General features: G+C 30.7%; 6 protein-coding genes. All 6 read right to left on the bottom strand.

Annotated elements, in window-relative coordinates; translation table 11 throughout:
* Positions 1–1,236: a carboxypeptidase-like regulatory domain-containing protein gene (locus tag P161_RS0112565; protein ID WP_026777302.1), complete on the bottom strand. Its 1,236-nt coding sequence runs from the start codon at positions 1,234–1,236 to the stop codon at positions 1–3.
* A gap of 26 nt (positions 1,237–1,262) precedes the next feature.
* Positions 1,263–2,747 (bottom strand): sulfatase, encoded by a 1,485-nt coding sequence (locus tag P161_RS0112560; protein ID WP_081817035.1) that lies wholly within the window; start codon positions 2,745–2,747, stop codon positions 1,263–1,265.
* A 103-nt stretch (positions 2,748–2,850) separates the two neighbouring features.
* On the bottom strand, positions 2,851–4,383 hold the full coding sequence (locus P161_RS0112555; protein ID WP_026777300.1) for a RagB/SusD family nutrient uptake outer membrane protein: 1,533 nt from the start codon (positions 4,381–4,383) through the stop codon (positions 2,851–2,853).
* A gap of 12 nt (positions 4,384–4,395) precedes the next feature.
* Positions 4,396–7,641, bottom strand: a complete 3,246-nt coding sequence (locus tag P161_RS0112550; protein ID WP_026777299.1) for a TonB-dependent receptor — start codon at positions 7,639–7,641, stop codon at positions 4,396–4,398.
* Positions 7,642–7,744: 103 nt separating this feature from the next.
* A complete protein-coding gene (locus P161_RS18575; protein ID WP_036841466.1) occupies positions 7,745–10,522 on the bottom strand; it encodes an alpha-L-rhamnosidase in 2,778 nt (925 codons plus the stop codon).
* Positions 10,523–10,750: 228 nt separating this feature from the next.
* The gene (locus P161_RS0112540) at positions 10,751–12,922 is read right to left on the bottom strand and encodes a T9SS type A sorting domain-containing protein (protein WP_026777298.1); all 2,172 of its coding nucleotides are present in this window, start codon (positions 12,920–12,922) and stop codon (positions 10,751–10,753) included.
* Positions 12,923–12,947: the final 25 nt, after the last annotated feature.

Raw genomic sequence — 12,947 nt, 5'->3', positions numbered from 1 at the left:
TTATTCTTTATTTACTAATTTAAATTGCTCTTCTAAAGAAACCCCGTAAATAGATTCTAACTCTTTTACACTCTTTTTATAAAACTTTGTTTCTGGAGGTAATGCTATATTCTGCCAAAATATAGCATTATATTTTGCCTCATAGTCACCAATATCTTTTCTATCGTAAATAGTATTTTTAACATCAAATTTTTTCTTATCTGTTTCAATACTTAAAACTATAGCTTCATGTCTATAAGAGCTTTGAACGTTTCTGCTTTTTAATTTTAAAAGTTTTTGTTTTTGTGCGCTTACTGGAGTTCTAAATTTCGCTTCTCTATTATGATAACTTAAAACTAGTTTACCATTACTATCTTTTTTATAGATATAAAAAGCTTTTAAGTTAGAAAACTCGTTCGCATGTCTTGAAACATCAATTTTGTAAATACTATAGGTGTCCATACCTACATAAAACTTAATCCAATTGTTTTCTTTATTTACTTTTTGGTCTTTTTTTGTTCCTTTAACAATTATAACATCTTCACCATCGTAAGAAGTATCTCCATCTCTTACCCAATTATAATCAGATTCATAAATACGTTGTCTTAAAGGGTTGATTTGTCCCATAATGTGAATTGCATGCACAGGTTGTTTTTTAAATGCAAATCTATAATCTGCAGATTTTCTAACTTCGGCTAATCCAATTTCATCAAAACGATTGTCTGACGGACCATAATCTAATACATTTAAATAATGCTCTACCATAAAACGTGTTTGATTATTTTCTACAGAAGATCTTCTGTAAACCATATTTAACTGATGCTTATCACTTAAAGTATTTTTCTTTACTTTTTTAAGTGCTTTTTTTACAATGTCATCAATTTTTTCTAATGTAATTGCAGCAAGAGTTACTACATCTTCAATTAAAATAATTTTTTCTATTTTTTTATCTAAATATTCCTGAAATTTAATTTTATAAGTTTTAAAACCTATTGTTGAAATTTCTAGAATATCAGCTAAATTTTCTGGCGCTATTTGAAAAGAAAAAACTCCATCATCATTTGTAGAAGTACCTATTTGTTTAGATGGTATACCAACAGCTGCATAAGGTATTGGGTTTTCAAATTCATCAATAACTACACCTTTAATTTCAATTTTTTTTTGTGCGAAAGAAGTGCTTACGCTAACTAGTAAAAAAATAAAAAAAAGGATTTGTTTAAAATTTATCGCTCTAAAAAATGATTTTTTTGTTTTCAAAATAAACACTGTTTTTTGTTAAATTTTTATTTTTTAAGTAATTCTGCTGGGGAATATTTATAATTATATGTCCACTTGCTTTTTGGTTGTACAGCATTAAATTCTTTTGCCCCATAAAATTCATCACTATATTCTTGCATCCATTCCTTTGTAAAACCTTCTAATTTTTTTTGAATAGTTGCATAAGCAGGATTGTTATATAAATTATTTAATTGATGAGGATCTTTTTTTCTATCAAACAAAACGTTAATAATTGGGTCTTTAGATTCATTAGACATAGAAAAAGTATAATGATCTGTTTCTACACCTCTCCAATTAGAGTTTCTTGCTCTACCAATTCTATAGTTCCAAATAGGCACGTAATCGTCTTCATCTAATTTATTATTTACTATTGCTGATGATAAATTTTTTCCGTCGAAGTTTACGTTTGCATCAATATCCATATACCCTAAAATTGTTGGTAAAATATCCATAGTAGCCAGCATTGTTTTCGTTTTTAAACCTGCTTTTATTTTTTTAGGATATTTAATAATAAAGGGAATTTTATTAGAATAATCATGAGGGTATTGTTTTGGTAAAATTGCATTATGAGATTCTAACATATCTCCATGATCTGCAGTAAAAGCAACTAACGTATTATCTACTACATCCATTTCTTTTAATTGATCTGTTAATTTACCTAGAGCAATATCTATACCAGTAATTTGAGCCATGTGTCCATGATACATTCTTCTTCTATCTGGAGTATCTTCTAAACCTGGTCTTAATTCAATTTCTTCTCTTTTGTAAAGTGCCATTAATTCATCTAAAGTATCATATCTATAGTGCATTTTACCATCTACACCTTTGAATTTTCCCCAATCATGAGGTGGGTGTAAGGAAACAACAATTGCAAATGGTTTTGAAATATCTATACTTTTTAAATAATCTATTGCTTGATTGGTTTGAGCATAAGGTTCCCATTCATTAAAAAATTCTTTTTCGCCTTTTTCATTCCAGAAAAAAGCTTTTCCCGGTCTAAAATCTACGTGACAATTATTGGTTAATACCTTATCAAATCCATAGGTTAATTCTTTTGGAATTCCTCTATCTCTATTTCCTCCTAACAAATGCCACTTCCCAAAATAAGCAGTTTGATACCCTTTTTCTTTTAAAATTTCTGCCATTAATTTTGTTTTATTTGGCAAAAGTGGAACATCATTTACAAAAGCTCCATTTTTGAGAGGATGCATTCCACTCATTAACATTCCTCTAAAAGGGGTACAAACTGGTTGACTAGAAAATGCGTTTTCTAAAAGCATACCATCTGCTGCAAGTTGATCTAGGTTAGGTGTAATTAACTGTTTATTACCATAAGCACCAACCATATCTGCAGAGTGTTGATCTGAAAGAACAATAACTAAGTTTGGAAGCTTTTCTTTATTTGTAGTGGTATTAACAGTTTCTATATTTTTTGTTTTACAAGAAATTATTAAAAAAATAACAAGTGTATAAAAAGCAAGTTTTTTCATTTATAATCTTATTTAAGTGAAACTAAAATGAGGCTGTCTAAAAATTATTAAATCAATAAATTTACTTTTTAGACAGCCTCATTTGTATATTTTCATCATTATTTTACCATCCAGGATTTTGTGTTAAATTAGGATTTTTACCTAACTCAATAAATGGTATTGGACTTAATTTATTTCTTTCATCCCAACCTTGATTTGGATTTCTCCATTGTCTTAACAAGTGATTATTATATTCTTCTTCTGCAATGTTCCATCTTCTTACATCAAATAATTCGCCCATTTCTGCATAAAGTTCTCTAATCCTTTCATTTCTAATTACTACTCTTAATGCATCTTGATCTGAAGTTGTAATATCACTTGCATTTACTCTATCTCTAGCTATTTTTAGATAAGGCAAAGCAGCTGCAGGATTTCCATTTTCATTATAAGCTTCTGCCAACATTAAAAAAGCATCTACATACCTATAAACAATATGATCTTTCGAGTGTATTACATTTCCTATAGCTCCAGGATCTTGGTATTTTGTTCCAGAAATTCCGTTTCTACCTCCATAAACCAAACCAGCAACGTTTAAGGGATTTCTTCTATAGGTTACAGTTGCATTGTTATTTATTCTTGTGTAAGAATAGGTAAAACCATCCGCAAGTCGAGTATCATTTGCCTCATATAAATCTAATAAAGCTGGATGCCATGCAATTTGATAACCACTTCCGTTTACAGATTGTATACCTCCAAAAGGACTAAATTGTGGATTTGTCCAAAAAGGTAAAACAGAACCCTTTAAATTTTCATAGATATTTCCATGAGCAAAAATAATTTCTTTATTTCCTTCATTATTAATATCAAAAACACTTTTCCAATCTGAAAGTAATTCTACATCATAAGCATCTGGGTTATCTGCTAAAGGTTTTAAAACCTCAATTGCTTTTTGATAATTTGCTGTGTTTTGTAGAGGAGAACCTGCAGATGTTAAATATACTTTTCCTAACAGAAAAGCACCACCAGCTGCTGTTACTCTTCCTGTTCCTGTTCTGTTCCAAGTTACAGGTAAATTATCTTTTGCAAACTCTAAATCTGCTATAATTAAATCATATATATCTTGTACAGAACTTCTTGCTTTAAACAATATTTCTGGATCTGAAGACTCTACTGGCTCAGAATACAAAGGTAACTCACCAAAAAGTTGCGTTAATTGAAAATAGGTATACGCTCTCATCCATCTTGCTTCTGCTATATAAAAGTTTGCTATATCTGGGTTTTCTTGAGAGAAATCAGAAAGAGGTGCATATTTAATAATGGTATTAGCTCTTGCTATTGCTTGGTAGCCTACTCTCCATATTCTTTCGTATCTAAAAGGCTGCCTATCTGCAGTTTGGTATGCTGCATGCCAAGCAAAACTAGGTACTCGACTAGTTGCATATCTACTTGTCATACTTACTAAAAAGTACATATCTTGTTCCCAAACTACGTGATTAAAAGCTTCATAAATTCCAATATTCTGAGCTTGAAGTTGCTCTTCGTTTTCAAAGAAATTTCCTGCACTGTAAGAAGAGAATACCTCTTCTTCTAATTCTTGATCACAAGAAATAAATCCTGTTAATAATATTCCTAGAATTAATATTTTTTTAAATTTCATGATGTTCATTTTTTAAAATTCTAAATTTAAACCTAACGTATATAATTTAGGTCTTGGATAAGCTGAATAATCAATTCCTCTATTTAAAGCACCATTACCATTTGTACTAACTTCTGGGTCTGGTCCTGTATAATTTGTTATAGTAACTAAATTGGTTCCTGTAAATACAACACCAACATTCGAAAAGAATTTTACATTTTTAAAATTATAACGTACACTTAGGTTTTTTAGCCTTACATAAGAACCATCTTCTATAAAAACAGAGTTTGGTACTGTAACACCTGTAGGCCCATTAAAACTTGGGTATCGCACATCATTATGTTGGTTTGTAACTGTCCATCTGTTATTATAATAATCTTGGGTACCATTTGCACCTTGCCAACCAGAACCAATAAAAGCTCGGTTTAAATTCATAATATCATTACCTATAGAACCTTGTATAAAAGCAGCTATGTTAAAGTTTCCTATTCTAAATTGATTATTCCATCCAAAGAAAAAATCTGGATTTGGATTTCCAATAGTTTGTCTATCTTCTTGATTTATGATTCCATCTCCATTAATATCCTCAAACTTCCATAAACCAGGAGAATTTGCTCCAGGATTACCAGTTGTATTGTTGTTTCTTACAGTAGAAGCAAATAGTTGTTCTTGCGTTGGATTACCATTTTCATCTACTCCAGGAACTGTTCTAATATTAAAGTTACCATTCGCATAATCTACCAAATCTTCTGGTTGAATTAAACCTATTACTTTATAACCAAAAAACAACCCTAACTCTTCTCCTGGAAAACTTCTTGTCGCATTAATTTGAAAAAAATTAGCTGCTATTCCAGGACCATTTACAAACTCATTTGCACCATAATCCACCAATTTAGTTATGTTTCTAGTCCAATTTAATTTGGATGTCCAAGAAAAGTTTTCATTCTTAAATATATCATAAGCAATGTCTATTTCTAAACCTCTATTGTTTAGTGTACCATCGTTAATAGGAATGCTTCCAAAACCATTTTGTAAAGGAATTTGTAAATTGTTTAAAAGGTTGTCTGTAACTCTTTCATAAACCCCTATTTCTGTTCTAAGTCTGTTTCTAAAAAAATTGGCATTCACTGCAATATTTAAAGTTGTGCTTGTTTCCCAACTTAAATCTTGATTTACGATTCTAGCAGGAAAAGTTGCAGTGTATAAATTATTATCTGTTAAACCAATATTACCAATATTATAAAGATCTAAAGTAGAATAAGGACCAACACCTCTAGAACTACCTACTTGACCATAAGAAACTTTAAGTTTAAGTAAAGAAATTTCTCTTACGTCTCTTATAAATTTTTCTTTATGTAAATCCCAAGCAATTGCTGCAGATGGAAAGAACCCCCAAGGTTGTCCTTGGCTAAATTTAGAATCTCCATCATATCTTCCTGTAGTGGTTAAGGTATATTTATCATCAAAAGTATAGTTTAGTCTATATAATAAAGATTGAAAATAGTTATTAGTTCTTACTGTGGAGAAGTTTTGAGCTGTGCTGGCTAATTGTAGTGCATCAATTCCTAAATCATCAAAAGTAAAATCCGTGTATAATTCTCTTTTTCTAAAAGCATTGATATCTGTATAACTTGCACCAACAGTTGCATTTATTTTATGTTTATTAAACCTTTTATTAAAATTCAAAAAGGATTCTGCTGTAAACCTATTCGTTTCTGCTTCAGCTAAAAATAAACGCCCACTAGAGTTCGCTCCTACCACTGTCTTTTTGTTATTAAAAACTTGATTGGTATTTATTCCATAATCATACCCTATTCTATTTGTCCACTTTAACTCAGGTGTAATATCATAAACACCACTTGTTGAGAAAATTAATCTTCTAGATTTTTGTACGTTATCAGATTCTGTTGCCTCAATTGCTGGGTTTGTAATTATTTCTCCATTAACACCTATCTGGTTAAAGTCTCCTGTGTCTGGATCTAATAAAGGAATAAAAGGATTAATTCTCATGGCAGAAAAAACAACACCAGACAAACCTGTTCTTGCACTTGTTTGTACTCTTTGATTTCTCGTGTAATTTAATTGAATATTTGAGGTTAAATTAAATTTTTTGCCAATTTTCATTTTTGAATTATACCTTAAATTTGCTCTTTGAAAATTAGAATTTATAATATTACCTTCATTTTCATTGTAGTTTAAAGATAATAATTGAGATAAGTTTTCATCACCACCAGATACAGTTAAATTAGCATTTTTAATAATAGCTTGTCTAAAAATTGCATCCATAAAATCTGTACCATCTTCTGCATTTTCAGGAAGTGGTCGTCGTTCATTTAAGCCATCAAAGGGAATTCTATTTTGTGCAAGTAAATCATCGAAAGACGTTTGTGGATTTTGTAATGTAACAATATCATTTCTAAATTGTGCATATTGTCCTCCTACCATTAATCTGTATGGAACTCCAATGTCAGAAATAGAAGATCTTACACTGGTATTAATTTTCACTTTCCCAGCTTTCGCTTCTTTAGTGGTAATTAATACAACACCATTACCTGCTCTAGCTCCGTAAATTGCAGTTGCAGATGCATCTTTTAAAACTTCTATACTTTGTATATCATCTGGGTTTAAATCAGCCAAAGGATTTGTTGCTGTAAAAAAAGCATCTCCTTCTGCTTGCGTTCCAGTTTCTAAAGGAATACCATTTAAAACGTAAAGTGGCTGTGTGCTTCCTGAAAGACTATTTATACCTCTAATTTGGATTGAAACTCCTGCACCAGGCTCACCAGAATCAGAATTAACTAAGACTCCAGAAGCTTGGCCTTGCAAAGTTTCACTAATATTCGTGTAAACTTGGTCTTCTAAATCTTTTGCGCTTATAGAGCTAATTGCTCCAGTAACATCTTTTCTCTTTTTTTCTCCATACCCAACAATTACAATTTCCTCAAGTGACTCAGACTCTTGAGATAATTTTGCATCTAGGGTTGTAGCTGTTCCAATTGGTTTTTCTAAATTTTGATACCCTAAATAAGAGAACACTAAAATTTTACTTTGATCATCAAGTATTTTTAGCTCATAATTCCCATCAAAATCTGTTGATGTTCCATTCTTTGTTCCTTTTTGAAGTATAAAGGCTCCAGGTAAAGGATCACCTTCTACAGATGTAACTTTTCCTTTTATTATTTTTGTTTGCCCTTGAATCGTGAATGAAAAACAAATAAAAACTAAAAATAGCGTTTTTTTTAAAATATCATTAAAATGACAATTATTAGTAAGTTTCATAATTTAATTTATGGTTATGATTAAATGTTACCTCAATGTTAAGAACATTTTAAGATTATAGTATCCTGTTCTTTCTTGTAAAAATATTATTTTGATAAAAGAATTATCTTATTAATTCGGCTTTGATAACATATTTTCCAGAACCAACTTCTAAAACAGTTTCGTATTCATCAGCAGAAACAAGTTTGTGATTTGTATCCTTTTGTAAGCTTTTATTATTTAGCTTTATTTTAGATGGTTTTTTTGTGGGAACATGAATAATTGCATTGGTATTTGCAGGAATTTCAATTATCATATAAAAACATTTGCCATCAATTTTCCAGTTAGATGTTATGGTTCCATTAATAGTATTTGTGCTACTGTTAATAAATTTCATTTCATTTAAAATAGCTGGCTTTATAATTATTTTCCTATAACCATTCAATTTTGTATCAATACCTGCTGCATATTGAAACATCCATTCTGCAACAGAACCAAATGCATAATGACTAAAAGAATTCATAGCTGCATTTAAATCTGAGTTTTTAGAATTATCTTTTGTGAAACTATTCCAACGTTCCCAAATAGAGGTACTTCCATTTTCTATTGAATATCCCCAACTTGGATACGCTTTTTGTTGAAATAATTTATAAGAAGTTTCATGAAAACCATACTTAGACAAAGCTAACATTACATGCTTAGTTCCCAAAAAACCAGTTGCAAACTTATAATTATTTTCCTTAATTTTTTCTGATAAAAGTGATGCTCCTTTTTGTGCTAAATCTTCAGGATATAAATCAAAATATAGAGCTAAAGCATAAGCTGTCATAGAGTTTTCTGTTGTTTTACCATCAGCAAGAATATATTTTTCTACAAATGCTTTTTTAATGTTTTCAAAATCTTGTGTGTATTTTTTAGCATCCTTTGTTTTGCCAATAGCATTTGCCATATCCGACATCAATTTTGTTGCATAACCATAATAGGCAGAAGCAATAAAATCATCAGTTGTGGTTTCATTTACAGACAACCAATCTCCCCAGTTTTTACCTGCTCCAGGTCTTAAAAAGTTTTTACTTGCTTTTTCTTGAAATTCCATAAATTTCTGCATTCCTTCATACATATATTCCACAATTCTAGTATCATCATATACCTGCATCATTGTGTAAGGAATTATAATTCCAGCTTCCATCCAAGCAGGAGAATATTCTTCTGGTCTTGAGAACGGAAAAGGTGCAAAGTTAGGATACGCTCCATACCATCTTTGAGCATCATCTAAATCAATAGCAAATTTTGTAAAAAAAGAAGCTACATCAGCACTATAAGTTGCAGACCTCGCAAAAACCTGAGCATCACCTGTCCACCCTAAACGTTCGTCTCTTTGAGGGCAATCTGTAGGAATATCAACGAAATTAGCAGCCTGAGTAGTTTTTATATTTTTGAACAATGTATTATTCATTGGGTTTGAAGATTCGAAAGTGCCTGCATCTGTTGTAATTGAACTCAATTGAATGCCTGTAATGGTTTCTAAAGTTGGTTTTTTTGTTAAACCAGTAACTTCTACAAACTGAAAACCATGATAGGTAAATTTTGGCTCCCAAGTTTCAACGCCATTTCCACTTAAAATATACGTGTCTGTAGCTCTTGCTTTCCTTAAATTTTCGGTTAATAAAGTTCCATCACTTTTTAAAATTTCTCCAAAACGTAATGTAATTTTAGTGCCAGCTTCTCCTTGTGTTTTTAAAGCAACGATTCCTGCAATGTTTTTTCCTAAATCGAAAATATACGTGTTTGGTATTGGTTCAGTAATTTTAATCGGTTTAATAGTTTCTTGGTTTTTTATACCCGTTGTTGGTGAAGCCATTAATTTTCCGTTTGCAATTGTGTAGCGTTTTGGTTTGCTCCATTTACTATCATCAAAACCAGCTTTATCCCAATTTTTGTGTTCTAAACGTGCATCATAGGTTTCACCCATAATGATATCTGCCTCTAAAATTGGCCCACTATTTGCTTTCCAAGTTTTATCATTAGAAGCAATTATTTCTGATGTTCCATCTTCATATTCAATTTTTATTTGCCCCATAAAAGATGGGTTTACACCATAAAATTCTCTTACTTTATCGAGTCTTACTAATAGTGCATAGCCAATATAACCAGCATACCAACCATCTGCAATAATAGCACCTACCACATTTTCTCCTTGTGAAAGTTGGTCTGTAATATCATACGTTTGATAATATAAACGTTTGTTATAATCTGTCCAACCAGGCAGTAAATAATCGTTTCCAACTTTATTTCCATTTAAGCGCAGCTCATAAACTCCTAAAGCAGTTGTATAAGCTGTTGCTCTTTTTATTTTTTTGTTGATGTTAAAAGAATGACGTAAATATCTTGCTGGAGGCAAATATAGTTCTGTGTATTTATCCTTTTTATTGTAACCAACATTGTGCGAAATATACTCTGCTTGCCAATCTAAAAATTCAAGATTGCCCATAGACCAAGAAGCAATTTCACTGGTAGATGAAACGTCATTTTCATCCCAAACAGTAACCTTCCAAAAGTATTTTTTACCAGAAACTAAGGTTGCTCCATCATAAATAATTTGATTAGTTTCGTTAGATGAGATTTTTCCACTATTCCAAATAAAGCCTCTATTAATATCATTCTTAGACAAACTAACGTGTATTTGGTATGCAGATTGATGTCTATTAAATCCATCACCTTTTAAAACCCAGCTAAATCTAGGTTTTAAAACATCTATTCCTTCAGGATTTTCTAAGTACTCGATTCTTAATTGATGAATTTCTAAAGGTAAGTTCGTTTGGAAATCATTTCCATAAACTGTAAAAGCCATTATAATAGCTAAAAATAAAAAATTTATTTTTTTCTTAAAAAGTATATTCATTGATGTCAAAAATTTTATGTCAAGATTTATTAAAAAGGAAAACCCGATTTTTATCGGGTTTAAGTAAACAATAATATAAAGAATTAAAAAAAATCCTGTCCTGTACTATCCTTTTTTTTTAGAATTAATATTAGTGTGTTAAAAGTTTTTTAATAAAAAAGAGTGCTGTACATACAACACTCTTTTAAGGCTTCCTGAAACCATAGAATTTATTTAGGTCTATTTTTTTTAATTTACTAAAATTTTAAACGTTTTAAAACTTCTATCATTTTTTATACTTACTAAATAAACACCTGTATTTAATTGATTTGTAGAAATTTTCTCTGAGTTACCACCTGAAACTTTTTTTGAGTAAATTAATTTTCCAGTTATATCGTTTACAGAAATTTCAACCTTATCAGTACTTGTAAATCTTTCTAAATTTAGAAAAACATCGTTTCCTTGACGAACTGGATTTGGATACATAAAAGTAGCATCTAATAATTTTTGAGATTCTACAGATGCAGTAGCATCTTGCTTTGTAAATCTAATATAATCGAATGAAACAACACCTTCAGACCCATCAGCATTTGCATCAAGCCTAATATCAGTAAAATTATCAGTAAAAGACCAATTTGAAACAGTTGCAGGTAAATCAACCACTATCGTTTCAAATTCTGTACTATTTGGAGTCATATTAAACTGTGCAGCTTTAGTTCCTCCACCTTCTACAAAAAATATAATTGTTCCATTATCACTAGCTGTTTCATTTTTTACGCTTACAGTTAAAAATGCAGCACCTGCAGCACTAAAGGCTTGTTTGGTTGTATTAAAAACACTTGGATCATTTTCACCTACAGTAGTAACATCTAAATACCCAGCATTATTCCAAGCAGTAGTGCATCTTAATGGGTTTTTATTCCAACCTTCATCATTTGTGTTAAATTCAAAAGCAAGAATGGTGTCTTCTCCTTGTGTTATTGTTATTGTTTTTGTGTCACTAATATTAGAACCATCTGTAGTTATAGAAGTTACTGTTACTGTACCAGTAATTTTAGGAACTAAGAGGCCATCAGCATTAATTGTAGCAATATTTGCATCATTTACTGAATAACTTAAAGTTTTAGAAGAAGCATTACTTGGCGAAATCGTTGATGTAATTTGTGCAACTTCAATTGTAGAAATTGTATTTGGTCCATCAATAGATAAAGAAGTTGCTAATATTGGGTTTGTAGGAGTTCCTACTAATCTTACATAATCATAAGAAATAACTCCTGCAGCACCACTATTGTTAGGATCTAATCTTACATCTGTGATTGTTAAATTGTTTGCGAACTTATTAACAGTTGCTAAGTCAATTACTATGTCTTCAAAATTTGCACTATTAGCTGTCATTGTTACTGGCACATTAATAATACCAACACTTGTAAATAAAAATACACCTCCTTGAGTATCTGTAGTGCCATTTTTTACGCTTAACTCTATAAAGTTAAAGTTACTAGCATTAAACTCAATTTTTGGATTTCTATAAAAAAATGGATCATTATCACCAGTTGTAGCAACATCTAAATAACCAGCATTGTTCCAAGTTGTTGTACATCTTGTTTGTGCACGATTCCAACCTTGATCATCAGAAGTAAAGTCCCAGCTAAAAATTGTATTTCCTCCTTGTGTTATTGTTATTTGTTTTGAATCACTAACATTAGAACCATCTGTAGTTGTTGCTGTTACTGTTACTGTACCCGTTGTTTTTGGTACTAAAAGCCCAGAAGCATTAATTCTAGCAATATTGTCATCATCTACAGAATATGTTACATCATTAAAAGTGGCATTATTTGGTGAAACTGTTGTTGTAAATTGAGCGATTCCATTGGTATCTATTGTAGCTGGACCATCAACAGATGCAGAAGTTGCCAATACAACATTAGAAGGATTTTCTACAAATCTAATATAATCGAAAGAAATAACACCTGCAGCACCACCATTGTTAGGGTCTATTCTAACATCATCTATCTGTAAATTGTTTGAATAATTGTTAACATCAGATAGATCAATTAAAATAGTTTCAAAATCTGTACTATTTGGAGTCATAGAAAATGGTATATTTACATTTGTATCACCCGTTCTTAATAGAATTAAACTTCCACCTCCGTTTGCGGTACCGTTTTTTATACTCAATTCTAAAAAATTAACATTAGTCGTGCTAAACGCTATTGCAGCAGTATTAAAAAAGAAAGGATCTGCTATTCCTTCTGTAGTTGCATCTAAATAACCAGCAGTATTCCATTCTGTAGAACATCTTGCTGGATTACGATTCCATCCTTCATCATCATTGGTAAACTCAAAACCAACAATAGTTTGTGCATTAAAAGTTTGTAATGCTAATACAAGCATAAAAAAAGTAAAAAGTAGTTTTTTCATCATATATGTTTTTTCAAGTGTTAAA

Source organism: Polaribacter sp. Hel_I_88, assembly GCF_000687935.1.
Classification (GTDB): domain Bacteria; phylum Bacteroidota; class Bacteroidia; order Flavobacteriales; family Flavobacteriaceae; genus Polaribacter.
This window is presented reverse-complemented; position numbering and strand designations above follow the sequence as displayed.